This is a genomic window from Shinella sedimenti (assembly GCF_022601905.1).
Taxonomy (GTDB): domain Bacteria; phylum Pseudomonadota; class Alphaproteobacteria; order Rhizobiales; family Rhizobiaceae; genus Shinella; species Shinella sedimenti.
This window is the reverse complement of the sequence record NZ_JAKVIN010000007.1, coordinates 173,700-199,169: the sequence shown is the minus strand read 5'-3', so window position 1 is coordinate 199,169 and position 25,470 is coordinate 173,700. Positions and strand designations below refer to the sequence as shown.

At 59.9% G+C, this 25,470-nt stretch carries 26 protein-coding genes and 1 pseudogene; 7 read left to right on the top strand and 20 right to left on the bottom strand.

Annotated features, from left to right (window positions below):
• Positions 1–9: 9 nt before the first annotated feature.
• From MKI86_RS17245 to MKI86_RS17205, 9 genes are all read right to left on the bottom strand, one after another.
• Complete coding sequence (locus MKI86_RS17245) at positions 10–1,515, bottom strand: tripartite tricarboxylate transporter permease (RefSeq protein WP_241603121.1); 1,506 nt, start codon at positions 1,513–1,515, stop codon at positions 10–12.
• A 9-nt stretch (positions 1,516–1,524) separates the two neighbouring features.
• Positions 1,525–1,986, bottom strand: a complete 462-nt coding sequence (locus tag MKI86_RS17240) for a tripartite tricarboxylate transporter TctB family protein (protein ID WP_241603119.1) — start codon at positions 1,984–1,986, stop codon at positions 1,525–1,527.
• A gap of 96 nt (positions 1,987–2,082) precedes the next feature.
• Positions 2,083–3,066: a tripartite tricarboxylate transporter substrate-binding protein gene (locus MKI86_RS17235; protein ID WP_241603116.1), complete on the bottom strand. Its 984-nt coding sequence runs from the start codon at positions 3,064–3,066 to the stop codon at positions 2,083–2,085.
• Positions 3,067–3,273: 207 nt separating this feature from the next.
• Complete coding sequence (locus MKI86_RS17230; RefSeq protein WP_241603114.1) at positions 3,274–4,617, bottom strand: sigma-54-dependent transcriptional regulator; 1,344 nt, start codon at positions 4,615–4,617, stop codon at positions 3,274–3,276.
• On the bottom strand, positions 4,614–6,419 hold the full coding sequence (locus MKI86_RS17225; protein WP_241603702.1) for a sensor histidine kinase: 1,806 nt from the start codon (positions 6,417–6,419) through the stop codon (positions 4,614–4,616). Before MKI86_RS17225 ends, MKI86_RS17230 begins: the two co-directional genes overlap by 4 nt.
• A gap of 251 nt (positions 6,420–6,670) precedes the next feature.
• Entirely contained in the window at positions 6,671–7,756 is a 1,086-nt protein-coding gene (locus tag MKI86_RS17220; RefSeq protein ID WP_241603112.1) for an extracellular catalytic domain type 1 short-chain-length polyhydroxyalkanoate depolymerase, read from the bottom strand.
• Positions 7,757–8,154: 398 nt separating this feature from the next.
• Positions 8,155–8,436: a hypothetical protein gene (locus tag MKI86_RS17215; protein WP_241603110.1), complete on the bottom strand. Its 282-nt coding sequence runs from the start codon at positions 8,434–8,436 to the stop codon at positions 8,155–8,157.
• 341 nt (positions 8,437–8,777) lie between these two features.
• Complete coding sequence (locus MKI86_RS17210) at positions 8,778–9,824, bottom strand: sensor histidine kinase (protein WP_241603102.1); 1,047 nt, start codon at positions 9,822–9,824, stop codon at positions 8,778–8,780.
• Between the two features lie 90 nt (positions 9,825–9,914).
• On the bottom strand, positions 9,915–10,268 hold the full coding sequence (locus tag MKI86_RS17205; protein WP_241603100.1) for a response regulator: 354 nt from the start codon (positions 10,266–10,268) through the stop codon (positions 9,915–9,917).
• A 571-nt stretch (positions 10,269–10,839) separates the two neighbouring features.
• On the opposite strand from MKI86_RS17205, the gene MKI86_RS17200 reads away from it, so the two are divergent.
• The 3 genes from MKI86_RS17200 (at position 10,840) to MKI86_RS17190 (ending at position 12,148) form a co-directional block, all read left to right on the top strand.
• Complete coding sequence (locus MKI86_RS17200; protein ID WP_241603098.1) at positions 10,840–11,130, top strand: hypothetical protein; 291 nt, start codon at positions 10,840–10,842, stop codon at positions 11,128–11,130.
• Positions 11,131–11,266: 136 nt separating this feature from the next.
• Positions 11,267–11,515, top strand: a complete 249-nt coding sequence (locus tag MKI86_RS17195) for an acyl carrier protein (RefSeq protein ID WP_241603095.1) — start codon at positions 11,267–11,269, stop codon at positions 11,513–11,515.
• A 381-nt stretch (positions 11,516–11,896) separates the two neighbouring features.
• Positions 11,897–12,148 (top strand): DUF1488 family protein, encoded by a 252-nt coding sequence (locus tag MKI86_RS17190; RefSeq protein ID WP_241603093.1) that lies wholly within the window; start codon positions 11,897–11,899, stop codon positions 12,146–12,148.
• 188 nt (positions 12,149–12,336) lie between these two features.
• On the opposite strand, the gene MKI86_RS17185 is transcribed toward MKI86_RS17190, so the two are convergent.
• Positions 12,337–13,263 carry a LysR family transcriptional regulator gene (locus tag MKI86_RS17185; protein ID WP_241603090.1) on the bottom strand — a complete coding sequence of 309 codons (927 nt, stop codon included), beginning with the start codon at positions 13,261–13,263 and terminating at the stop codon, positions 12,337–12,339.
• Between the two features lie 160 nt (positions 13,264–13,423).
• Here MKI86_RS17185 and MKI86_RS17180 point away from each other — a divergent pair, with 160 nt between their 5' ends.
• Positions 13,424–15,112 carry a GMC family oxidoreductase gene (locus tag MKI86_RS17180; protein WP_241603072.1) on the top strand — a complete coding sequence of 563 codons (1,689 nt, stop codon included), beginning with the start codon at positions 13,424–13,426 and terminating at the stop codon, positions 15,110–15,112.
• A gap of 260 nt (positions 15,113–15,372) precedes the next feature.
• On the opposite strand, the gene MKI86_RS17175 is transcribed toward MKI86_RS17180, so the two are convergent.
• Positions 15,373–16,569 (bottom strand): MFS transporter, encoded by a 1,197-nt coding sequence (locus MKI86_RS17175; protein WP_241603069.1) that lies wholly within the window; start codon positions 16,567–16,569, stop codon positions 15,373–15,375.
• A gap of 107 nt (positions 16,570–16,676) precedes the next feature.
• Here MKI86_RS17175 and MKI86_RS17170 point away from each other — a divergent pair, with 107 nt between their 5' ends.
• Positions 16,677–17,615 carry an AraC family transcriptional regulator gene (locus MKI86_RS17170; RefSeq protein ID WP_241603064.1) on the top strand — a complete coding sequence of 313 codons (939 nt, stop codon included), beginning with the start codon at positions 16,677–16,679 and terminating at the stop codon, positions 17,613–17,615.
• 56 nt (positions 17,616–17,671) lie between these two features.
• Here the strand turns inward: MKI86_RS17170 and MKI86_RS17165 are convergent.
• Positions 17,672–17,920, bottom strand: a pseudogene (locus MKI86_RS17165) (rubrerythrin family protein); the annotation flags it as partial.
• Positions 17,921–18,137: 217 nt separating this feature from the next.
• Here MKI86_RS17165 and MKI86_RS17160 point away from each other — a divergent pair.
• Positions 18,138–18,602 (top strand): pyridoxamine 5'-phosphate oxidase family protein, encoded by a 465-nt coding sequence (locus MKI86_RS17160; RefSeq protein WP_241603061.1) that lies wholly within the window; start codon positions 18,138–18,140, stop codon positions 18,600–18,602.
• A 90-nt stretch (positions 18,603–18,692) separates the two neighbouring features.
• Positions 18,693–19,319: a hypothetical protein gene (locus MKI86_RS17155; RefSeq protein WP_241603699.1), complete on the top strand. Its 627-nt coding sequence runs from the start codon at positions 18,693–18,695 to the stop codon at positions 19,317–19,319.
• A gap of 363 nt (positions 19,320–19,682) precedes the next feature.
• On the opposite strand, the gene MKI86_RS17150 is transcribed toward MKI86_RS17155, so the two are convergent.
• From MKI86_RS17150 to MKI86_RS17115, 8 genes are read right to left on the bottom strand one after another with little or no spacing between them, the layout of a single operon-like run.
• The gene (locus MKI86_RS17150; RefSeq protein WP_241603049.1) at positions 19,683–20,720 is read right to left on the bottom strand and encodes a Gfo/Idh/MocA family protein; all 1,038 of its coding nucleotides are present in this window, start codon (positions 20,718–20,720) and stop codon (positions 19,683–19,685) included.
• A gap of 7 nt (positions 20,721–20,727) precedes the next feature.
• Positions 20,728–21,177 carry a type II 3-dehydroquinate dehydratase gene (gene aroQ, locus MKI86_RS17145; protein WP_241603048.1) on the bottom strand — a complete coding sequence of 150 codons (450 nt, stop codon included), beginning with the start codon at positions 21,175–21,177 and terminating at the stop codon, positions 20,728–20,730.
• Between the two features lie 32 nt (positions 21,178–21,209).
• A complete protein-coding gene (locus tag MKI86_RS17140; protein ID WP_241603046.1) occupies positions 21,210–21,578 on the bottom strand; it encodes a 5-carboxymethyl-2-hydroxymuconate Delta-isomerase in 369 nt (122 codons plus the stop codon).
• A gap of 13 nt (positions 21,579–21,591) precedes the next feature.
• A complete protein-coding gene (locus tag MKI86_RS17135) occupies positions 21,592–22,446 on the bottom strand; it encodes a shikimate dehydrogenase (protein WP_241603037.1) in 855 nt (284 codons plus the stop codon).
• A gap of 21 nt (positions 22,447–22,467) precedes the next feature.
• Complete coding sequence (locus MKI86_RS17130) at positions 22,468–23,202, bottom strand: amino acid ABC transporter ATP-binding protein (RefSeq protein ID WP_269470871.1); 735 nt, start codon at positions 23,200–23,202, stop codon at positions 22,468–22,470.
• 45 nt (positions 23,203–23,247) lie between these two features.
• A complete protein-coding gene (locus MKI86_RS17125; protein WP_241603034.1) occupies positions 23,248–24,072 on the bottom strand; it encodes a transporter substrate-binding domain-containing protein in 825 nt (274 codons plus the stop codon).
• A gap of 36 nt (positions 24,073–24,108) precedes the next feature.
• A complete protein-coding gene (locus MKI86_RS17120; RefSeq protein ID WP_241603031.1) occupies positions 24,109–24,759 on the bottom strand; it encodes an amino acid ABC transporter permease in 651 nt (216 codons plus the stop codon).
• 10 nt (positions 24,760–24,769) lie between these two features.
• Positions 24,770–25,438, bottom strand: a complete 669-nt coding sequence (locus MKI86_RS17115; protein ID WP_241603030.1) for an amino acid ABC transporter permease — start codon at positions 25,436–25,438, stop codon at positions 24,770–24,772.
• Positions 25,439–25,470 lie beyond the last annotated feature (32 nt).

Genomic DNA, 25,470 nt, shown 5'->3' with positions numbered 1-25,470 from the left:
ACCCTGTTCTCAATCCTCTTCCTGGAAGACCTCCTCGCGCTTTGCCTTGACCGAGGGAAGGAAGACGACGACGAGCACGGCGAGCGCAATCAAAAGCAGGATGGCGCTGATCGGCCTTGTGACGAAGGTGGTCGGATCGCCGCGCGACAGGATCATGGCGCGCCGCAGGTTTTCCTCGAGCAGTGGCCCCAGCACGAAACCAAGAAGCAACGGCGCCGGCTCACAGCGCAGCTTGACCAGAAGGTAGCCGACAAACCCGAAAAACGCGACGGCATAGAGGTCGTAAACATTGGAATTGACGCTGTAGACCCCAATCGAGCAGAAGGCCATAATGATCGGAAAGAGCACATAATAGGGGATCGTCAGCAGCTTCACCCAGAGGCCGATGAGCGGCAGGTTCAGGACAACGAGCATCAGGTTGCCGATCCACATGGAGGCAATGACGCCCCAGAAGAGCGCCGGCTGCTCAACCGCAACATTCGGTCCAGGCACTATGCCCTGGATGATCATCGCTCCGACCATAAGCGCCATGACCGGATTGGCGGGAATGCCGAGCGTCAGAAGGGGGATGAAAGAGGTCTGCGCACCGGCATTGTTGGCCGATTCAGGACCGGCGACGCCGGCAATCGCTCCCTTGCCGAACTCCTGCGGCGTCGAGGAGATGCGCTTTTCGACCGTGTAGGAGGCGAAGGCGGCAAGAATGGCTCCGCCGCCCGGCAGGATGCCAAGTGCCGAGCCGATCGCTGTGCCGCGCAGGACAGGTGCGACCATACGGCGAAAATCATCCCGTGTCGGCCAAAGGCCGGTGACTTTCGCCATCAGAATCGAGCGTGTCTTCTCACTTTCCAGATTGCGCAGGATTTCCGCGATGCCAAAGACACCGACGGCGACGGCAACGAAGTTCAGCCCATCCGCGTATTCGCGGATCCCGAGAGTGAAGCGCGGGGTGCCGGTATAGATATCGGTGCCGACGAGACCGAGCAGCAGGCCGAGCGCCACCATGGCGAGTGCCTTGACGATCGACCCGTGCGCCAGCGCGATCGACGATACGAGGCCGACGATCATCAGGGAGAAATACTCGGCCGCACCGAATTTCAGAGCAAGCGCCGTCAGTGGAATGGCGAAGATCGCCACGAGGAAAGTGGAGACCGTGCCTGCGAAAAACGAACCGAGTGCGGCAATCGACAGCGCGGCGCCGGCACGGCCCTTGCGCGCCATCTGGTAGCCGTCAATGGCCGTCACGGCGGAAGAGGATTCGCCCGGCATGTTGATGAGAATGGCCGTCGTCGAGCCGCCATACTGGGCGCCATAATAGATGCCCGCCAGCATGATGAGCGACGAGACAGGCTCCAGTTGAAAGGTGATAGGCAGAAGCATGGCGATCGTCGCAGTGGCACCAATGCCAGGCAGGACGCCAATCAGGGTGCCGAGCAGCACGCCGATGAGGCAGAAGAGCAGGTTTGCCGGAGAGGCGGCGGTAGCGAAACCGAGGGCGAGATTGCTGATGAGATCCATGGTCGCCTCCTAGAACCGCACCCAGGGGCCGAAACGTTCGAACGGCAGGCCCAGCGCATAACTGAAGACCGCGACCGAAAAGACCGTGACGGCAGCAGCAAGAACAACACCCATGAGAGGCCGCATCCGCGTCGACGCAAAAGCGGCGATCAGGGCTGAGAAGAAGAGCGCCGGTGCGAAACCGAGGCCGCGCACGGTCAACCCGAAGAAGATCGGCGCCGGCAGGATGAAAAGCATGCCGCGCCATGCGATCGGTCCCAGCGGCCCACCATCCATTCGCACCGACTGGATGAGAATGACGATGCCGAGCAGCACCAGGATCAGCGCCAGCACGAAGGGAAAATAGCCTGGCCCCATGCGCAAGGCCGTACCAAGCTCGAGTTCGAAGCTCTGATAGGCAAAGAAGGCCCCGAGAGCGATGAAGATCGCGCCACAAAGCGCATTGGTGGTGTCAACTGCCAGCGATTTCATGGTGTTTCCTGTTCTCGACCGGAAGGATGCCGCTCTTTTGGGAAACGGGCCACGCGGCTAGGAAACCACGCGGCCCGCCCGGATCGGGAGACGTCCTCAGTCGGCGTACTGGCCGGCGGCTTCGATGACGGTCTTCCAGCGCGCGATCTCGCTTTCGAGCTTTGCCTTCAGCGCTGCTGGTGTCGCGTCGCTTTCCGGCGAAGGCACCGTGCCGAGTTCCGCGAAACGGGCAATGACGTTTGGATCCTTCAGCGCGACCTGCAGCGACTTCGACAGGCGTTCGGTGGCCTCTGCCGGCGTGCCCTTCGGTGCATAGACACCATGCCAGATGCCGACCTGGAAATCGGCAAGCCCGCCTTCGATGGCGGTCGGCACGTCGGGAAGCACGTCGAGGCGTGCCGGCGAGGTCACCGCATAGGCCTTGATGGTGCCACCCTGGATCTGCTTCGTCGTGTTGGTGGTCTGGTCGCACATGATATCGACCTGGCCGCCGAGAAGATCAGTCATGGCCGGGCCCGTGCCCTTGTAGGGCACGGTCGTCAGTGGTGTTTCGACCGCGCTCATGAACATCATGCCGCAAAGATGCGAGGCGGCGCCGATGCCGGCATTGGCGACGGTTACCGTATCCTTGTTCGATTTGACGTATTCGACCAGACCCTTGAGATCGGCCGGCTCGAAATCCTTTCGCGCGACGATGGTCATCGGGACGTCGGTAACGAGCCCGACATATTCGAAAGCGTTCAGCGTGTCATAGGCGAGTTTGCGATAGAGTGTGGCGCTGGTCGCCATGCCGATGTGGTGCAAGAGGATGGTGTAGCCATCGGGGTCTGCCTGCGCGACCCTGCCGGCACCCAGCGTGCCGCCAGCGCCGCCGACATTCTCGACAATGATCTGCTGGCCAAGATCCTTCGACATGGACTCCGCGACGAGGCGGGCCACCGTATCGGTCGGGCCACCGGCCGAGAAGGGAATGACCATGGTGATGTTGCGTTCGGGATAGGTCTGCGCCACCGCCGGCGCAAGGACCATTGAAAAGGCGGCAGCAGCCGACATGCCGAGCATGGCACTGATAAACTTCATCGAAATCCTCCCGGATGAACGTTTCCCGCCGGCGTGGCTCCTCCCTCACCGGTCGTGATGTCTCAATCTGCGAAGCGGGAGGGGCTGCGGGCAATCGCGGTTCGACTGACGCAGGGCTTTTTCTGCCTGCATGCGCCGCAGCATGGGTCGAAATGGAAACAAACGGGCATGGATGTGGGTGGATTTCCACCCATTGCGCCTTTCATCCTATCCCGTGTAATCCTCGTCGGTGAAGGGCATCTTCTTGTCGAGGTCGTATTTCTGCATCTTCTCGTACAGCGTCTTGCGGGAAATGCCGAGCATTTCATAGACCGGCCGGATGCGCCCGGCATGCGCGGCAAGCGCACTCGCGATGACGCTGCGCTCATAGGCCGCCACCTTGTCTGCCAGACGCTGCGGTTCGAATTGCGTCTCTTCGCGCTGGGGATCGAGACCGAGCACGAGCCGATCGGCGGCATTGCGTAACTCGCGGACATTGCCCGGCCAGTTGCGGCCCGCTACCTCCGTGATCACATCGGGCGGCACCTCCATGTCGGCACGGCCGTAGCGGGCTGAGGCCTCGCGCACGAGCTGCAGGAAAAGCAGCGGAATATCGGCGCGACGCTGCGCAAGCGATGGCACATGCAGGGTGGCGACGTTGAGGCGGTAAAGCAGATCGGCGCGGAACCGTCCGGCCGCAACCTCTGCCTCCAGATCAACCTTGCTGGTGGCGATGAAGCGGACGTCGAGCGGAACGATTTCATTCGAGCCAAGTCGACTGATCACCCGCTCCTGCAGAACGCGCAGAAACTTCGCCTGAAGGTCGAAGGGCATGGAGCCGATTTCGTCGAGAAGGATGGTGCCGCCACGCGCATGCTCGAACTTGCCGTAGCGGGGCCGGATGGCGCCGGGAAAGGCGCCGGCCTCATGGCCGAAAAGCTCGCTTTCGATCAGGTTTTCCGGCAGCGCCGCGCAGTTTATGGCGATCAGCGGTCGGCCGGCCCGGGCGCTGATATCATGCAGGGCCCGGGCGACAACCTCCTTGCCGACGCCCGTCTCGCCTATCACAAGCGTGTCTGCATCGGTGGCGCCGATCGCGCGAAGGCTGTAGCGCAGATCGACCATGACCTGCGTACGGCCAGGCAAACGGGCTTCTATATCGTCTCGCTTGCCGGCAACCGCCCGTAGACGCCGATTTTCCAGAACGAGGCTGCGGCGGTCCATCGCGCGGCGGATGATGCCGGCCAGATGTTGCGCGGTGAACGGTTTCTCGAGGAAGTCGTAGACCCCTGCGCGCATGGCCGTCACCGCGAGTTGGACATCCGCATGGCCTGTGAGCAGAATGACGGGTATCTCGGCATCAAGCTCGCGCACGCGCTGAAGGAGCGTCATTCCGTCCATGCCGGGCATGCGGATATCACTGACCACGACACCGTCGAAACCGTAGCCGACGCGCTCAAGCACCGGTTCAGCACTGACGAATGTATCGACCTCCATGCCGAAAAGCTCCAGAGCCTGGGCGGAAGAACGACGCATCTCCTCCTCGTCGTCAATCAGCAGGATCCGGCTCATTCGGCCGCCTCTTGTGCGGGCAGTGCGCCATCCAGCTCAATACGGAATTCCGCGCCGCCATCGGCCGGGTTGGATACGGACAGACCGCCGCCGAAATCCTTGATGATGTTGTAGGAAATGGACAGACCAAGCCCCAGGCCCCGGCCAACGCCCTTGGTGCTGAAGAAGGGATCGAAGATCCGCTCGGAAATTGCGGCGGGAACTCCCGGACCATGATCACGGACCGTCAGGATCACCTTGCCGCCCTCCGCCCTGCCGGCAAGCTCGATGCGGCGGTCATCCAAGCCTTCGACGGCATCGGCGGCATTGGTGATGATGTTGACCAGCACCTGCTGTAGTCGCACCGACCCGGCCAGGACCCAGAGGTGTTTTCCACCGAGATCGATATCGAGATGGGCATCGGCAGATTTGAGGCGTGCCGCAACGATCTCCAGCGTGTCGCCGACGACGGTTTCGACCGGAACGGGACCGAGCTTCTCGTTGGGCTTGCGGGCAAAGTTGCGCAGGTGACGACCGATCGCAGCCATTCGGTCGACGAGGCCGGAAATGCGCCGAACATTGTCCCGCGCTTCCTCGATACGGCCGCGATCGATCAGCATTGCGGCGCTGTCGGCATAGGTCTTGGCTGCGGCGAGCGGCTGGTTGAACTCGTGAGACAGGGCAGCCGACATCTGGCCGAGGCCGGCGAGCTTCCCTGCCTGGATGAGATCGGCCTGCGTCTTTCGCAGTTCCTGTTCCGTCAGCCGTCGTTCGGCAATCTCCAACTCGATCTGCCGGTTGACGTGAGCAAGATCGGCCGTCCTTTCCTCGACCCGCCGCTCAAGCTCGTTGCGCGCCTCGATCTGCATGCGCAGACGTTCGCTGGCGCGCGCGCGCCTTTGCAGGACGATCGCCAGCGCAAGGCCGGCAAGGCAGAGGAAGAGGACGACGGCGATCAGCATCGTCCGCGCCTGGCTGCGCACCGACCCGGTGTCCATCAGCACACTGACCGTCCAGTCGGCCTGCGGCATGTATTGCGACAGGACAAGATATTCCCGCGCCGAACCGCCATCCGCAATGGTCATGAGTTCATGATGGCCGAGATCGCCGTGTTTGAGCGGCAGCGGTTTCAGCACAGCCTCCGCATAACGGCGCGATACTTGCGTGCGCTCCAGCCGGTCCGGCGATAAAGGCAGCAGGCTCGAATACAGCCATTCCGGGCTGCCCGTCATGAAGATGATGCCTTCCGGATCGGAGACGAGAATCTTGTATTCGCCGCCACGCCAGAAGGTTTCGATCGTGTCTATATCCACCTTGAACACGATAACGCCGCGGATCGTCTCGCCGACATGGACGGGCGAGGCGAAGTAATAGCCGCGCTTCAGGGAGGTGGTTCCGAGCGCGTAGAAACGCGACTGGCCGCCTTTCGCGGCCTCCTGAAAGTATGGCCTGTAGCTGAAGTTCTCACCGATGAAACTGGCCTTCGCGTCGAAATTGCTTGCGGCCACTGTCGCCCCGTCCATCGTCATCACGTAGATATCCGAGGATTCCAGAAGCGCGTTGATCTCCTTGAGGTAGAGGTTTGCCCTCTCGACCAGCGTCGCATTTTCAGGGTCGCTGACGAGTTCCTTGATGTCGTCATGGTCGGCGATCAGCGCCGGTAGCGGCTCATAGCGGCTGAGATGGCCGCTGAGCGCCGAGACCGTCAGCCGCAACGCCGATCCGGCCTGAAGCGATGCCTCGTCCAGATAGCTGCGCGTCGCCAACCGGTCACCGTGCACAACGACGACATAGGCGAGCACACACAGCGCAGAGACCGCCATGATCACACGATAGGTCACGAAATGCGGGCTCCTCCCCACCTTCCCGGTCGCGGCATTCCGCCGCACGGCAAGTGTAGAGGGCAAGCGAAAGCTTTCCAAGTCCCGGATAGAAGATGCGGGAGCCAGTTCCTTCAGGGGTGTGTGTTAAGCAGCGCTGCCAAGCGGTAGAGTCGCCATCTAGCTCCAGATCATGGGGTGTGAAATGAATGCCCGCATGTCTGGAAAACAAACCCGCACAGCTGAGCCTATCCTCACTTCATCAAGCCGGCGGAACGCAGCGCATTCTCGATAATCGACTGAATACCGTTGTGAGCGCCGTCGGATGAGGGGTGCTGCATGGTCGTTCCTTCTTGGGAGGGAGCTGCGGTCGGTCGGTCGCGGCGCTCGAACGAGGCGGCGAGGCCCCAGTTTCTCGCGATCTGCTCTGTCGAGGAAACACCGACGTCAACCATGAAGGGGGCTGCCCTGCCGTATCCACTGGACGGATCGATCGGCGTACCGTGCGCCATGCCGGAGATGGTGTAGAGTTCGATTGCCTCCAGGCCCCTATCGTCGCGCCAAACGGAGCGCAAGTTTCGACCGATCGTCTCGACCTGACTTGGCTGTTCATGAACCGCATGCACGCCCTGCCATTGCGCGACAATTGCGGCCGCGTTGTCCGGGACAACGGTGTTGTCGCTTGTTCCCTGCCAGACGGACACCGTCGGCCAGACGCCGTCATGATGCGATGCGTCGCGCAGGCTTGCCTGCAAGCTGCCGGTGCCGGGAAGACCGTGACCACGCATGCGGTCAAACGCTTCGGGGACCGTCGAGGCAGCGGCGTAGGGCAGGCCGGCAATGATGGCGCCGCCGGCAAAGATTTCCGGGTAGCAGGCCAACATGGCGTTCGCCATCGCACCGCCGGCCGATAGACCTGTAATATAGATTCGGCGCTCATCAATGCCGCGTTCAGCGACCACGGTGGCGATCATCTGCCGGATCGACATTGCCTCGCCCCGGTCCCGCTGGGTGTCCGCTGCATTGAACCAGTTGAAACAAAGATTGGCGTTGTTTTGCCTGGTCTGTTCGGGAAAGAGCAATACGAAGCCGTAATCCTCGGCAAGCGCCGACCAGCCGGAGCCGGTATCATAGCCGGCGGCGGTCTGCGTGCAGCCGTGAAGCACGACCACGAGAGCCGGTGATGCCGGTAGCTGTTGCGGCACATGCTGCCAAGCCGCCAAAGCGCCTGGGTTTGTGCCGAAATGATCGAGCTTCTCGAGAATGGAGCCGGTCGGCGTTGCGGGTTTTACGGCGCGCAGCCGTGCGAGTCTTTCGAGCGTATCGGATAGCGATCTCATGAGGGACTCCAGGTGGCGCGCCGGATTGGCCGCATATCCTGTAACCCTTCCGCGGCAATAAGGTTGCTGCGCTGCACAATAAATGTTGCATCCATGATTGGAAAGAAGCCGTTCCGCGACGGACGGCTTCCAAATTGCCTGGTATGCAACGATGACGGCTGCTTCATCATTGTCCGCAAGAATGGCGGCAGCCGATGCCATGAAAGCGCCGATGATAAGGAAAAGGCCCCAACAGCTTCACCCAGGAACTCACGACGGAAGCATACCATGCGGAAGTCACCGGCCTGATGCTGGACGACGAGGGTGTCTGGCCGCTCAAGGCGACCAGGATGGCGAGGCCGCACCGCTGCTGCTAACGACCTTCAGGTGGCGGCGCGCGCTCCCGTTTCGGCGTCGGTTCAAACAATGCGGGCGACGCCAGAACCTGTTCCATCGCTTGCCAACGCCGCGTCGATCTCTTCCTGTGACACCTGGAGAAACTGACGCCTGTTGACGGTGACCGAGATTGCGGGGATCTCGAGATGGGTCGCCACCCTTCGATATGCCGTGAAGCTCAGGCCTTCTATCAGTTCTTCGTCTGCGACCAGGCGATAGGTGCCCGCTTCCAGGGGTTCCGATAGGGACTCCAGATGAAACGGATGCATGAATGTGATTTCGGTTTCCGTGGTTCTTTCGGTCATTTTGAGCACCGCTTTCCCCTCATCTCCGCGTGGGAGACCATCAGAACCATCCAGCAGTCAGAATGTAGATGATTACCAAAAGGCTCGCGACGGACACGACGTAACCGACAACGGTGGCGAAATCGGTCTTCGGTTCGCGGAATATGGAAGACACGGTGTCCTCCTCGTTTTGGGGCCAGGGCATTAAACCCTTAAACAGCAGCGCCCGTAAAATTGCTGCTGGAAGATATACAGTGAACCCATTCACCGGTTTTGGCAATCAATCGTTTCGTCATCATGGATGCAGCCCGTCGGCTTTATCGATCTTTGATCAGGCGGTCCGGTTGTGATCGTTTTCGATGTTAAGCTTTCGGCGCGGTTTCGATTGCCGACAAGTCGCTTTGGAGCTGAATCTTTGCGAGTGGTAGGGCGGCAAGGAGGACAAACCCCTCCTGCAGATAGGAGACGGACGCCTCCCCAAAGGCTTGCAGGCTGGAAACGATGAGGCGTGAACCAAAACCCTTGCGGTCTGGTTGCGAACTGACGATGCGCGGGCCATTTGTCTCCCGCCAGCACACCATGAGGGTCTCTGTTCCATCGCGGTGCTCTAGGTCCCAGGAAATTTCGACATGCCCCTCTTCGTTTGACAAGGCTCCGTACTTTGAAGCGTTCGTCAAAAGTTCATGAAAAACCATTGCAAACGACAGAGCGGCCTGGGGGCCGAGCCGAACATCAGGCCCATCTGCGCTGATCCGGGAACTCCCATCCAAACCGATATTCATGCTGGCAGCCGTCACGACGTCTGCCATCGTTGCGCTTACCCAGTCTCGCTGCAACAGGATTTCATGGGCTTTGGCATAGGCTGCAATTCGCAGCTGAAGCTTGTCGCTCGCGTCGCCGAGCGATGCCGCATTGCGCAGGGACTGCGTCACGATCGCCTGGACGACGGACAACGTATTCTTCATACGGTGGGCAAGTTCATGCATAAGGAGGCGCTCACGCTCCGCCCGCTCACGTTCCTCGGTCCTGTCGCGAAGGATCTTGATGAAACCGATAGTCTTGTCGTTGGCGTCTCTCAACGTCATCATTTCGCCTGAGGCCCAGAATATCGTGCCGTCGGCGCGCAAATGCCATCGCTCATCGCTTCCCCGACCGTTATTCAGGGCTGCGGTCATCTCCTTCTGCGGAACGCCGTCTTCCCTATCTTCTTGCGTAAAGAAAACGGTGGCGGGTTTGCCGATCATGTCCTCGGCCTTCCAGCCCAGTATCTTTACGGCGCCTTCGTTCCAGCTCGTTACGAGGCCGTCCAGATCCATGGAAATGATGGCATAATCGATCGCGCTTTGCACGATCGCTTCAAGGAAGCGCTCTCGTGATGAAATCGTTCCGGTATCGCCTGCGATCTTCATCAAGGCCTCTCGAACTCAACTCTGCACGTTATGCCACGGATCGCAGCGCTTGCGCAGCCGTATATTTTTGCATGGGAAGCCGGCCGAAATCTAGGCAGGGTTCATCGCTTTGAAGCAGGCGATGATTTGATCGAAGCGGAAAGGTTTCGCGAAGAATTTTGCTCCGGGCGGTAACTCCGCGCTCGCTGGCTGTATCCGGCCCGAAGCCACGATGATGCCGACATCGGGGAAGCGCGCGAAGACAGTCTGGGCAAGATCAAGGCCAGTCAATTTGCCCGGCAACTGGATATCCGTGAAAAGCAGATGAATCGTCTGTCGGTCTATGATCTCGATTGCCGCTTCTGCCGAGCCGGTATCAGCAACCTCGAACCCGGCATCATGCAGCGCATCCACCAAGGTCAAGCGGATCAGCACTTCGTCTTCGACGACCAGAACTTTGCGCACGACGTTCTCCTATCAATGTTCACCAACCCTTTGAACCGTGCAACGTTCCGTCTCTGATCAAAGTCGCCGTGATCTGCATCGCCGTGGGTATCGTGCTGGTCCGATAAAGGTCGCGGAGGCTTGAACCGACCGCGTATATCTGGGTGATGCCATGTGTTGCTATAATGCCGAGCCGCGGTCGCGGGTGCCGAACCGAAGATCTTCTCTGGCAGTTCCCGCACCGGCAAACCGTCCGGGATTGGTGCCATCGTCGAAAGCCATCGATGACGGAAGACACAACTTCGTTGTCTCATCTGCCGACTACACGATTTCGGGCGCTGCCGGCACGAAACGACCGCAATTGAGGACTTGCCAAGGGGCGGCATCGGGCGCAAGGTCCATGTTCCAGCAGCCATTGACAAGGGCGCTGCTGTTTGAGGGGTGGTTACCCTGGCCCTGAAATGAAGGAGGACAAGATGTCTTCCGCATTCTTCTCAAAACAGCAGCGATATATATGGGCTACTGCTGGCGGCTATGTTTTTCTTGCAGCCAGCTTGGCGATGATCCTTGTCCTCCTCATGGAGGGGTGGCTATGGTGATCCTCATCTTTAAAAGCCCCGATACTTCAGCAACGCATCGCCGCACCGTCCTCCGAAAGATTCTCAAGAACGCCGATTATGAGACCCGTGGCATTGTGCTCGGGCGAGAGACCAAAGACGGTGACGCCGCAAATCTTATCCAACTAATCAAATCGGCGACGATTGATGTCGGAAACTATCCTTTATCCCGCAAGGCGCATGCGCAAGAACAGCGCGCCGGGGTTGAGGTTTGGGAAAACGAGGGCGGGTCCACCGATGCGTGGCCACGATGCCCGATCGTCTGACAGCGCGCCTTGTCGCATTGGTTCAGGAGGTCGGGTCTGTTTTGCCCGACCGCCAGGGCCGCTGTAATCGCGGTCACCCCGCGCAGTCGCGTCAACCGGCGTCGAAACGGTAAGTTGCTTCATCAGGACAATCGTCATGGAAGATGGAAGAGCAGATATTGCCGAGCGTGTCAGGAACATTATCGTCGAACAGTTGGCCGTCGAGAAGTCGAAAGTCGTCGATGACGCTTCAATTGTCGATGACCTGGGGGCCGATTCCCTGGAAATGGTCCAAATCGTGATGCTCATTGAGGACGAGTTTGGGATCGCCATTCCCGACCAGCCGGCCGAAGGGCTTCTGACGGTTCGGGACGCCATCGACTACGTGGTCGCATCGCAGCCTTGACATATGCGCGGATGCCCGGCCTTGGCGATCTGTCATAGCGTGATGGCGGCGTTGACGGATAGGAGTAACATGATTTTTCCGAGGCAGATATTTTCGGGATTGATCAGGGGCAGTGCTTCAGTCCGAAGACATTATTCTTTCTGTAGGAAATAAAATTCCTAATTCTATTTTTTGTGATATGATGATTTCAATGAAAATATGTTTATTCATGTGCTATCAATGAAATATATACATTTGTGATTTTCATTTTTGCTTTAACGGTCAAAATCCAATGCAAAAGGTATCATCTTAGGTGGTACTTTATTCGCTGTAGAGGCTATCACAGGCGCCCGTGGCGGCATTTCAAATCGATAATTAGCCGTCCACAAGGAGGAGCTTTCCTTGAGTCTCAGTTTCCCGAACCCGAGCAGAAGTTACGAAGAGGCCGGCAGGCGAATCCGCTTTATCGGTCATGACGGCGTGTTTGAAATCCCCTTCTTTGCGGCGGCGGATCTCTTCCCGGCTGCGACCTCCGAAGCAGGGTACCTTAAAGCCTTCGATGCCGCGCGCCTTGCCATCAACACGGCCGCCCGTCGCGCCTATTCGGCCGCCCGTAAACCGGCCTACGTCCTGACGCGCGCGGATTTCGGCTGAGAGCGCCGAACACCGAGGCAACCGTTCATACTCGACGAAGACCAGTGGGATTTCGCCGACTGGCCAGGCCGGTAGCGCTTAAGCACCTAAGAGGACTTGCGAATTCGGCAAGTTGAGGTGCCGAGCCGAAAGTGTGCTCCCGCATGATCTGCTCCGCGTGACGTGCGTCGTTGCGGGAGATGAAAGGATTATCCCCAGACCCGCCTGATTGCGTCCAGTGCGACCGATATGGCCGGGTCTTTCGTGCGGGCCTCCAGGCAAAGAAAGCTCAGCTTCGTCGAAATCCTGACGTTTTCAGCGATCACGAGGCCATGGGATTGTTGCTCATGAAGCGCGATCGACTCCCGGCAAAGGCTCAGGCCGATCCCTGTCCGCACCATGGCAACCATGGACGCCTCCTGATCAACTTCGGCGACGATATTCTGGCGCAGGCCGAGATTGGTGAACAAGCGTGTGAGCAAACGACTGTGGACCGAGGCTTGTGGCGTCCCGATCCAGGGGAGAGAGGCAAGTTGCGGCCAATCGCCCTCCCGCACGAAACCGGCGAGAGATGGCGGAGCGACAACGCGATAGGTCAATTGAGCCAGCTCGCGCGCCTGAAATAAAGGCGCGGCGCCTTCGACTGAAGTATCCGCGGAAGGATCATGGTCTCTGGGGTCGCCAAGATAGAAACCGGCATCCAGCTCGTTTCGCCTCAGGCCCTCCGCCACATCTCCGCTCATGCCGTGCCTCAGCGTGGTCTCGATACCCGGCCCGCTTTCGATCAGCGCGTTTAAAAACGCACCCAGCCGGGTGAATTCCGGATCTATGATCGTTCCGATCCTCAGCTTTCCTCGCACGCGCGTTGCCAGATGGCCGGCCGTCTGGCCGAAGTCCGTAAGTGCCGCCAACACCTGCTCTGCCTTGGCGGCCAGCAGGGCGCCTTCCTGCGTAATTTCCAGTCCCGTCGACGTCCGCCGGAACAGGGTGAGCCCGGTATCTTTCGCAAGGCGCTTCAACTGCAGCGTGACGGCAGGCTGAGTGACGTGCAGTTCCTCGGCGGCACGCGTGACGTTTCCGGCTCGCGCGACGGTGATGAATGCTCTTAATGTTTTCAGATCGACGGTGTGAATCATATTAGTTTCACTTATAATGCACTATGTCATTTGTCATTGGATTTTCGTACCGTTCCTTCGCTATCTCCGAAACTGGAAATCAGGAGAAGGTTGAAATGGCAGGGCAGGTCATCGAATCTCGCGTCAATGAGGCAATTCGTCGGAACTGGGGAGTGATCCTATGAAGCTCTCATCTTCCCGCCCATCCACCGATACGTTTGATTATATTATTGTGGGCGGTGGCTCGGCGGGGTGCCTGATCGCCAATCGTCTCAGCCGTGACCCCGCGATGCGCGTGCTGCTCTTGGAAGCCGGCCGAAAGGACGACTATCCCTGGATCCACATTCCGGTCGGGTACCTCTACTGCATCGGCAACCCGCGCACCGACTGGCTGTACAAGACCGAGCCGGATGCCGGCCTGAACGGCCGGTCGCTGCGCTATCCGCGCGGCAAGACCCTCGGCGGATGCTCATCCATCAACGGCATGATCTATATGCGTGGCCAGGCGCGCGATTTCGACGGCTGGGCGGCGGCGACCGGCGATGACGCCTGGTCCTGGCAGAATTGCCTCCCCGATTTCAAGGCACATGAAGACCACTACCGGCTGGACAACGGCGCCGACCCGCAGACGGGGGGCAATAGCCGGTTTTCCGACATGCACGGCCATGGTGGCGAATGGCGGATCGAAAAACAGCGGCTCAAATGGGACATCCTTGAATCCTTCGCAGAAGCTGCGGTCGAAGCCGGGATCCCGCGTTCGGAGGATTTCAACAGCGGCGACAACGAGGGCGTCGGCTACTTCGAAGTCAACCAGCGCTCCGGCTGGCGCTGGAACACGTCGAAGGCATTCCTGCGCCCGGCGCGAAGCCGTCCGAACCTGACGATCTGGACACAATCTCATGTTGAACGACTGATCCTTGACGTTGAAGGGTCCGGCAGCAAGCGTTGCACCGGCGTCGTGGTTCAGCGGCAAGGGCAGAGCGCAAACGTTCAGGCGCGCCGTGAAGTTATCCTGTCCGCCGGGGCGATCGGTTCGCCGCAAATCCTGCAGCTGTCCGGCATCGGGCCGGCTGGCCTTCTAAAACGCCACGGCATCCAGGTCGCGCACGACCTGCCGGGTGTCGGGCAAAACCTCCAGGACCATCTGCAGATTCGCGCGGTGTTCAAGGTCGGCAATGCAAAGACGCTGAATACGCTCGCCAACAGCCTGTTCGGCAAGGCGATGATCGGGCTCGAATATGCGCTGAAGCGCAGCGGTCCCATGAGCATGTCGCCCTCGCAACTCGGTGCCTTCACCCGTTCGGATTCCAGTCAGGCCCATGCCAATCTGGAATATCACGTCCAGCCGCTCAGCCTCGACGCCTTCGGCGAACCGTTGCACAGCACCCCCGCCTTCACCGCAAGTGTGTGTAATCTCAACCCGACCAGCGTTGGAAGCGTTTGCATTCGCTCCAACAAGGCCGAGGACGCTCCAGCGATTGCGCCAAACTATCTCAGCACGGACGAAGATCGCAAAATTGCCGCCGAGAGCTTGCGGCAAGTACGCAGGATCGTGTCGCAGCCGGCGCTCGCGAAATATCAGCCGCAGGAATGGAAACCCGGTGTGCAGTTCCAGAGCGACGAGGAGCTAGCGCGCCTTGCAGGCGATATCGCCAACACCATTTTCCATCCCGTGGGGACAACGAAGATGGGGCGCGATGACGATCCCATGACAGTGGTGGACAGTCGTTTGAAGGTGCGGGGCATCGAAGGCCTGCGCGTTGTCGATGCAGGCATTATGCCGAAGATCACGAGCGGCAACACGAATGCACCGACGCTGATGATTGCGGAAAAAGCAGCCGGCTGGATCGTCGCGGATGCGCGCGCATGAATTTCGCCCCTGATGACCAGTTTCGCGTAACAGGTGCTTCCCAATGTAGTGATCATGCGCTTGTCCGGCGTCTGACAGTTATGGGTCTCACTCCGCCATTTATGGCGTGAAGCTGTTTTTCGCGCCGCTGCCTATTTGCCCGCCCACGAGCACTTGCTCAGTTGCGAGCTGATAGGACGCGCTGATTAAGTCTTGCTCGCGAGACTCGACCCGGAGCCTTTTCAGGCTCCGGGCTGGGGAGGCGTCGAATGTTTGTTGTTTCAGCCGACCTGGACCAGCATCTTGCGAGACACGGTCACCAACGAGGCGCCGAGTAGCGCGGCAAGTGCGGAAAAGAGGAACACGCCGGCAGGGCCCTGAAGCTCGACAATCAGTCCGCCAAGGATGGCCCCCGTCGAAATTGCGATCTGGAACGTGGTCAGGGTTGCAGCACCGGCTCCTTCCGCCTCGTCACCGGCCGCACGGCTGATGAAGGATTGGACGCTGACAGGCAGCGCGCCGAATGCAAAACCCCAAGCTGCCGTGGCGATGGCAGCGATGATCGGGGATACGCCGAACAAGGCGAGTATCAGCGTTGTCACCGCCACACCGCTTGCCGCGAGCGTGATCGATAGGCGCGTGCTGCGCTCGGCGATGAAACCGCCGGCAATGTTGCCGAAGAAGCCGCCGATGCCGAAGACAAGCAGGATGACGGTAATCATCTCCACGCCAAAGTGCGGCACGAGTTCAAGGTAGGGGCGGATGTAGGTGAAGCCGGCAAAATGTCCGGTGACGACCAGCAGGATGGTCGCAAGCCCCAGCCGTACCGCTGGCCGCCTGATGACCCGAAGGATCGTGCCGAAGGTTGTCGTCCCTTTGGGGGGCAACGGCGGCACGGTCAGCAACTGCGCGACGAAGGTGACGATACCGACCGCGGCTGCCAAGAGAAAGGCATACCGCCATCCAAGGGTGGCACCGATCCAGGCACCGAGCGGTGCGGCGCAGACAGTAGCCAGCGATACGCCTGACATCACGATCGCCATGGCGCGCGGCATCAGCCGGTCGGGCACGAGCCGCATGGCCAGTGCCAACGACATGGCCCAGAAGCCGCCCAGCGCGATCCCGAGCAGGACGCGCGCGACGAGCAGCACGAACAGGCTGGAGGCAAAGCCGGCAATCAGGCTCGATATGACGAGCAGGCCGGTCAGCGCCAGCAGAACGGTGCGTCGGTCGAAACGTCCCGTACCGACGACGATCGCCGGCCCCGCGAATGCGCCGACGACGGCGGTGGTGGTGACGGACTGTCCGGCGGCGCCGATGCTGACACCCAGATCCGCCGACATCGGCGTCAACAGGCTTGCCGGCAGGAATTCTGCCGTCACCAGCCCGAAAACGCCAAGCGACAGCGACAGGACGGCCCCCCACCGGGCTACACGCTCGTCACCAATCGGGTGAGAGGGCGTTGAAACATAATCCATTTTTCCATCTCCAATGAAGGTCGGGAAAAAGGTAAGCGTGACGGGTCGGAGTTTCTATGCTAAGAAATCCATAAAACTATGCCGTTTCTCCAAATATGGAGTGTGCCTTGAGTGATGCCTTGAGCGAAATTTTGCGTGGCCTGCGCCTTGACGGTGTGGAATACGGGCGCTGCCAACCGTCAGCGCCATGGGCGACGGAATATCCGGCGCAGGAATCTGCCCGGTTTCATTTCCTTGCCGCAGGCTCCGCCTATCTCCAGACCCCGGAAGGCGAGTGGATGGAGCTTGCCGCCGGCGATGCGATTCTTTTGCCGAAGGGAGACGCCCATGTGCTCGCCAGCAAGCCGGGTGTCCCGCCCGTACTTGTCCATGATCTGCCGAAGCGCCAGCTCTGCGACGGGATAGTCGATCTGCAATGTCCTTGCAGTGACAAGAACAATCTCCTGTTCTTTGCCGTCATGCGCTTCAACGTCGACCGGCAACATCCCCTCTTGCAGCTTATGCCTTCGGTCATGCGCACCAGCGATCTCTCGTCGAACGAGCCCTCCATCCCGCCACTTCTCGACGCGATGATGCGGGAAGTGGAAATGAACCGCGTCGGCTCCGGCGGCATTCTGGCGCGGCTGGCTGACGTCTTGACGGCAACGATCATCAGGACCTGGGTGGAGCATGGTTGCGGCACGGCGACGGGCTGGCTGGCCGCGGTACGCAATCCTGAGATCGGCCGCGTCCTCGCCGCCATCCATCTGGAGCCTGCCCGCGGCTGGACGATTGCCGAACTGGCCAAAATCATGGGCGCGTCGCGCTCCGGCTTCGCCCAGCGTTTTGTCGATGTGGTGGGCGAAACGCCGGCGCGCTACATCGCAAGCATGCGCATGCACCAGGCGCATCAATGGCTGAAGGAGGGACAGCGCGTCGCCTCCGTCGCCAATCGTCTTGGTTACGATTCCGAAGCTTCCTTCAGCCGCGCCTTCCGCAAGATGATGGGCGCTCCACCAAGCCACTATCGCAGCAAGGCTGTTATGGCTGATGTTGCCCTGCGCTGAAGCGGGTGCGGCGAGCCGGGCCCGTTACCCCATTGGCGAGGAGACCGGTGCCCGCCTTACGCTACGAAGAAGACACGCATGGGATGATCGTGGCCGGAAGCGCGTTCGTAGGCCGTAACGGTGTCATCTTCGTTGGTCTTCATGGCTTTCAGGATCGCGGCATCGCCCATCAGATCGGCGAGCACGATCTTCCTTGTGGTCAGCATCTGCTTCATGTCGCCTTCGGTTGGCGCTTCGATGCCAAGCTCGCGCGCGATCTCGTTCAGGACATCGACGTGCTGCAGGTGATCCTGTTTGAACTCGGCGACCTTTGCGCTGAGTTGCCTTCGTCGCCGACCATGGTAACCATTACTTCTCCTCCATCTGGGCTGTTGGACACCCGCCAACCACCCGTCAGACGGAATGTTCCTGTCTGCGATCCTATGAAAGCTCTGAATTCGCAGGCGTCCGCGGCCCGCTCGGCCCAGCGGAACCATACGGGATGAAAACGGGTTCATTGGAAAACAACCCACGGAGAACCCGATGAGCGCGATGACGATGGAAGAGCTTTCAAAAGAGCTCAGCAAGATCGATTTCTGCATGTTCAACACGAGCGACAATGGAAGGATCAACTGCCGGCCGATGAGCAACAATGGCGATGTCGAGTATGACGGCGACTCCTGGTTCTTTTCCTACGAGAATACAAGAAAAGTCAGCGAGATTGGTCTCGAACCGCAGGTCGCGTTGACCTTCACTGCACCGCCGAGCCTCCTCGGGAAGCCGGGAATCTTCATTGCCGTCGATGGCGAAGCCAGCCTGATCCGCGACAAGGCGCAATTCGAAGAGCACTGGGTAAAAGATCTCGATCGGTGGTTTCCCGACGGCATCGACACGCCCGGCATCGTCTTGATCAAGGTTTCTGCGAGCACCATCGAATACTGGGACGGCGAAGACAATGGCCGCATCGATGTGCATGCGGCAGATGCTGTAGCGCGAGGCGTTCTTTGATAGTCTGGAAGGCCAAGCCTGTAGGTGTATCGCGCGCAGCATCGTAGGTGGAACATTGACCGCCGGTGTTGCGTGCACCATCTAGATGGCATGCCAAAACAAGAAAAGAACCACGTCGAGTTGATCAAAGCCTGGACCTTGTCGCCCGTGGTGACAATGGGTTCTTCCGTTCGCGCCAAAGGTATCCTTCAGGAAATCCAGGCGCGGCTGCCGGCGATCTTCAGGAAGGCGATCTCGCTCGACGGGATCGATCTTGTTCTGGCGATGCCAGCCGATGAAAAGGCCGCTTTCAACGCCGCGGCGACGGTTGTTTCCAAGACGCTCGATGAAGCCCCATCTCTGCCTGTCATTCCGCGCGAGATCGAGGACATTCTTGGCATGAAGACCAGCGAGCGGCATCGCTGGCTTGCGGACGGCCGCTTACCAAGCGCCGGCACCAGAACCGTCAGGCTGGCTGGGCGCGCGCGCCAGATTACATTCCATGTCTTTGAGCCGAAGGCCGTAGACGATCTCCTCAATCGTGGGTCGGTTGAGGAGTGGCGCGTAGAGGATGCCGAGGCAAAAGCCGAGAAGAGAATGAAGGCCGCTTATCAGGCAAAGCTCAAGCGGTTGTCGAAAAAGAAAAAGCGGTCGAAGAAGGCCGACAATGGCGTCAACGATCCCGCGCCCGGACTTCAGGGCTGGGAGGATTTCGATATCGACGGCCTGCTTCGTTAGTCGGCTCGCTGAATCTCTATTGATATGACAAATGAGGCCCTGCCTGCAAGATTTGAACCTGACGGCCTTTGAGATCGGAGCTTGAGCCGGCCTCATCCGCGACACGTGCTGCCCGCGGGTTCACGGCCCGATCAAGACTTCGCGGGCCACGATGCCTTTGGCTATCAGCCGCGAAGCTGTGTGGTGATCTAGAGTCGGTGTCCGCCTCTCAGACGACGGACACTGGCTTGAAGCCCGCCGTTTTTAGTGCCGACGGTCGCACCATGTGGGGCGTTGTCTTCTGGTGAGATCTGTAGATAGTTTGCCACCGACGCTCTGGTCGGAACGGGCGTTGTTCCGTTGGCCGGATTGGGTGATCTGGCTTCAGCTCAACAGGACGCGCTCTCCCGACTTCGCCGATCTTTTAACGGCGTCGATCACCTTAAGCGTTTGCAGGCCCTCTACGCCGCTGACAAGCGGTTGTTCCTCACCTCTGATGACCTTGCAGAACTGCCTGATCTGCAGGACGAGCGGGTCCTGAGGCTCGTATTCCACCCGTTCCTTCTCAAAGGGCTCCCACCAGCTGCGCTTGGCGGGATTGCGCCAGATTTCGAGTGACGGAATGGCAAGGGAGCCGTGCGTTCCGCCGATGACGTAGCAGGCTTCGTCCACTTTCGGATAAACCGGGTTTTCCCCTGTTGTCATCTCCCAGCTCCAGGGCGCCACGACGGCGTCGGAGACGGATGCGGTTGCGAGAACACCGCTCTCGAATTCAATCAGGATCACGGCCGTTTCCTCGACCGCATTCCCGCGTACCGCATTGGATTCCCGCGCCTGAACGGCAGTGATGTTACCGAACAGATACCGAAGATTGTCGATGTCATGGATGAGGTTCAGAAAGACCGGCCCGGCGCCAGCCTGCCGGCGCCAGTCGATATCGAAATAGTCGTCAGGCTTGAAAAGCCAGAACATCGCGTTGACGACCAGCACTCGTCCGAGCCGCCCGCTTTCGATGATTTCCTTGGCTTTGCGCATCATTGGATTGTGCCGGCGATGATGGCCGGTGAGGATCGGCACTCCTTTCGCCTGCGCTTCGGCGATCAGCCGTTCGCCGGACGCGATGTCGTCGGCGAGCGGTTTTTCGATCAGGGCGGGAATGCCGGCCTCAATGGCTTCGAGACCGTTCTTCACATGGACCTGATTGGGTGTCGCCACGATGATACCGTCAGGTCGATCCACGGCGATCATGTCGGCAAAGCTAGCGAACCATCGTGTGCCGGCTTCCCTGGCTATCGCCTCGCCGGCAGGCGTGGGGTCCACCACGGCACTGAGCACCGCCTCCGGTTCGCGGGCGACGTGCTCGATGTGTCGTTTTCCAATGAGGCCGGCTCCGAGCACGGCCAGTTTCACAGGAGCGGTCATTGCGAGCTCACTTCTTCTCTGCGGATTTGATCAACGTTGCGACCCGGCGGATGCCGAGCTGGTAGCCCTCGGTGCCGAGTCCGCAAATCACGCCGTCGGCCCGATGGGAAACGAAGGAGTGATGCCGGAAGCTTTCGCGCTTGTGGACGTTGGAGATGTGAATTTCGATGACAGGGCCTTCGAATGTGTTCAAGGCATCGAGAATGGCGAGCGAAGTGTGGGTGAATGCGGCCGGATTGATGACGATGCCCGCGCCGTCCTCACGCGCTTCATGGATCCAGTCTATGATCTCGTATTCCCTGTTGCTTTGGTGGAAACGGATATCGTGACCGAGTTCGGCTGCCAGCTTGGAGCAGTCCGCCTCGACATCGGCAAGCGTTTCATGACCATAGATACGGGGCTGGCGTTTGCCGAGCAGGTTGAGGTTGGGACCGTTCAGGACGTAGATCAGGCTCACAAGGTTCTCCTCTCATTCTGAAAGCCGGCAGTTCAGTCAAGTGTGCTTTCCTGAACCGCGAGTGCGGGATCGGATTCATAAAGGTCGACGCGAAGGCCGAGACGGCCCTCGCTAAGAGCGGGCGCGGCGGCGACACGGGCCGCCTGCAACGTGGCCCGCACAAGCTGCTGCTTGGTTTCCAGCGAGCGGCCGGGCGCCATGCGAATGATGATCTGGATGAAATGGTTCTGCGGATGCTCATCCGCGACGCAGGAAAACGTCGCCTCGCGGGCGAACGTGCGGACGGCTTTCGGCTTCACGACGCCGCCATCGCGAATGCAGCGGTGGACCGCCGTGGTCAAGGCTTCGATCGGCACGCGTTCACCGGCGCCTCGGCTGTATTCGATCACAACGTGAGGCATCGATTTCGGCCTTTCAACGCGTGGTAAGGTCGTCGAAATGGCGCGACATGTGTTCCGTATCGGGGGTGATGCCCGTGAAAAGCTGGAACGCGGCCGCTGCCTGAAAGACCGTCATGCCACTGCCGGGCAGGGTGCGGCAGCCCTTGCGCTTCGCCAGGGCAAGGAGCTCGGTTTCCAGCGGCATGTAGACAATGTCGGCCACCCAGTGACGCTGCTCCAGCCATTGCGGTTCGATCGGCAGGCCGGGATGGCTCTTCATTCCGGTCGGCGTGGCGTGGATCAGCCCGTCTGCGGCACGCAGCGCGGCGCCGACATCGGTCGCCGCCTCCGCGCACGCCCGGCCGAACCGTTCGTTCAACTGGGAAGCCAAGCGTGCGGCGCGGTCGCTGTCCTGGTCGAAAATCGATAGGCGCTCTATTCCGATCTTGATCGCCGCATGCGCCACCGCAACGCCGGCGCCGCCTGCACCGAGCAGAACCGCGTGAGATTTGGCGACGTCCGGCAGGCCCCGCTCGAAATTCTTGTAAAACCCGTACCAGTCGGTGTTGTGGCCGACCCGCTCGCCGTTCCGGAATACGACCGTATTCACGGCGCCGAGCATTTCGGCATCTTCTGACAGGCGCGTGAGATGGGGGATCACCGTCTGCTTGCAGGGGTGGGTGATGTTGGTGCCGGCAAAGCCTCTTTGCTCTTCCTCATCGAGAAGGGCGGGAAGGGCAGATATAGGCAGGCCGCGCTCGGTCAGGTCGAGCAGCTCGTAGTGATAGTCCAGCCCCTGATGCCGGCCTTCTGCTTCGTGAAGGGCCGGCGACTTCGACATCTGAATATCCGCGCCGATGAGGCCGACCAGGTAACGCCTGTCGCTCATGCTTCAAGTCCTTGTCTGTGTTCAATGATGCGCGAGAATTTCGCCAAGGAACGTCTTCGTGCGTTCGTGCTTCGGCGATGTGAAGAAGACGTCTGGTTCCGCTTCCTCGATAATTTCGCCGGAAGCCATGAAGATGACGCGGTCGGCAACCTGGCGCGCGAAGCCCATCTCGTGGGTAACGCAGATCATCGTCATGCCGTCGCGCGCCAGTGAAATCATCGTGTCGAGGACTTCCTTGACCATTTCCGGGTCAAGCGCCGATGTCGGCTCGTCGAACAGCATGATTTTCGGCTCAAGGCAAAGCGCACGCGCAATAGCGACGCGCTGCTGCTGGCCACCCGAAAGCTGCGCCGGATATTTGTCCGCCTGGTCGAGGATGCGGACGCGCTCGAGATACTTCCGCGCCAGCGCTTCGGCCTCGGCGCGACCCATTCCGCGCACCCGCATCGGCGCCAGCGCGCAATTCTGCAGGACGGTCATGTGGGGAAAGAGATTGAAACTCTGGAAGACCATGCCGACTTCACGACGGATTGCATCCACCGCCTTGCTGCTGCCATCGACCACTCGGCCTCCAACGGTTATCCGACCGCCTTCGATGGTCTCCAGCACGTTGATGCAGCGGATCAATGTCGATTTGCCGGAGCCGGAAGGTCCGCAAAGAACGATCTTCTCGCCTTTGCGGACCGTCAGATTGATGTCCTTCAAAGCATGAAAGGCGCCGTACCACTTCTCCACTTTCTCAAGTGAAATCAGCATCGATTGAGTATTGTCGGAAGCTGTCACGACGCCCTCCTTGATATGTCAGTTCACGGTGAAGGGGATGTTGGGAATGGATTCCGGGAATTGCGGAAGTTCGATCCCCATCCATTTCTTGGTGATGGCGGCGAGTTCGCCGTTCGCCTTGATCTTGTCGATGAAGGCGTTGACGGTGTCGTTCCAGTCCTTTTCGCCCAGTCGCGTTCCGACGCCATTATAGGTCGTCAGGAAATCGATCTTGCGCTCGTAGGTGCCGGCGGCGGCGGCTTCAAGCCGTTGTCCGTAGAACTGGTTGCCGCCGACGGCCTTCACCTGGCCGGAAATCAGCGCCTGAATGGTAGCCGCATCGTCGTCGAACCGACGAACCGTGGCAGATGAGCCAACGGCGTCGGTTACGGCCTTGTCCTGCGAACTCGACTTCGGCACGCCGATTTCCCAGCCCGCCAGATCTTCGGCTGTCGAAACCTTGTCCGCCTTCGCGGCATAGAGCGCAATGGTGTTGGCGGCGTAAGGCTTGCTGTACTGGATTGATTTTGCGCGCTCTTCCGTCATCGCCATCGTGGCGAAAAGGATATCGACTTTGCCAGTGGTCAAAGCGGGGATTCGGTTTGCCACCGCGAGCGGCTGGAACTGCACATTGACGCCGATTTCCTTGGCAAACAGCGTCGCCACGTCGGCATCAAAACCATCCTGTGTGCCGCTTGAGTTGACGAAGCCCCAGGGTGCGTTGTCGCCCTGGATGCCGACGACAATCGTGCCTTTGGCTTTTACCTCTTCAAGGCTGGCGGCAGATGCTAAGGTTGTGCCGCCCATAACCAGCGCCGTCGTTGCCAGCACCACCCCCATGAATGTCCTGCGATTGTATTGCATTTTGGTTCCTCCTTTTTGATGTCATTTTGTGACGCGTCAGCGGGCGGCCTTGGCCATCCGTTTTTCAAGAGCCGTTCCGAAATGGGAGAGCGGCCAGCAGATGATGAAATAGATCGTGCCGACGATGCCGAAGACGAGCAGCGGGCGGTACGTCTGGTTCGAGATGATCTGTCCGGCGCGGGCAAGTTCGATGAAGCCGACGATTGCCGCAAGCGACGTGCCTTTGATCAACTGCACCAGGAACCCGATGGTTGCCGGCATGGAAATCTTCAGCGCCTGGGGCAGGATGACATCCTTCATCCGCGACACGTAGTGAAGTCCAAGCGCGTTGGCGGCTTCGGTCTGCCCCTTCGGCACAGCCTGGATCGAACCGCGCCAGATTTCGCCAAGGAAGGCACTGGCATGCAGCGTGAAGGCGATCGCCACCGCAAGCCATGCGCTGACATTGATACCGACCAGCGCGACGCCGTAATACACCACGAACAGCTGCATTAGCAGCGGTGTGCCCTGGAAGAGCCCGATATAGGCCGCGGCGACGGCGCGGGCTGTGGCGCTCTTGGAGACGCGGGTTACCGCAATCAGGATGCCGAACACGCCACCGCCGATGAAGCCGATGACTGCAAGCAGGGCCGTCCATTTAAGGCCTTGCAGGATGAATAGGAATTCGTTTGCTCCGATAGGTCCCATGGCTAAACCTCTATCGTGTCGGGTAGCTGAAGTAGCGGCGGGAAATCAGCGCGAAGATGCCCATCATCACGGTCGAAATGACGAGATAGATCCCGGTCACCAGGAAATAGACTTCGAAGCTTCTGAAGGTGTCGGATTCGATCCTCTGCGCGGCGGATGTCAGCTCATAAGCCGCGATCGACGTACAAACGGAGGTCGTCAGCGTCAGCATGATGAACTGGCTGGTCAGAGACGGATAGATCGCGCGCAGAGCCGGCTTCAAAACGATGAGCCGGAAGACGTCTGCCTTGTGGAGGCCCAGAGCATAACCGGCTTCGACCTGGCCTTTGCCGATGCTTTCGACGCCGCCGCGGATGATTTCAATCGCGTAGGCGCCGCCATTGATGCCGAGGGCAATAATGGCTGTTGCCGTCGGATTGAGGCGGATGCCCATCAGTGGCAAGGCGAAATAGATATAGAAGATCTGCACGAGAAAGGGCGTGTTGCGCACGATCTCGACAAACGCGATGACGGGCGCACGCACGATCTTGTTCGGCGATGTCCGGCCGATGACGCCCACCACGCCGATCACCAGCGCGAGCGCCATGCCGGCAAAGGCAAGCCCGAACGTTCCGAGCGTAGCCCACAGCAATTCGGGGGCGCGCTCGAAGACCGCACCGAAGTCGAACTGGTAATTCATGAAAGGGTGTTCCTCCTCCGGGCGCAGCCTCC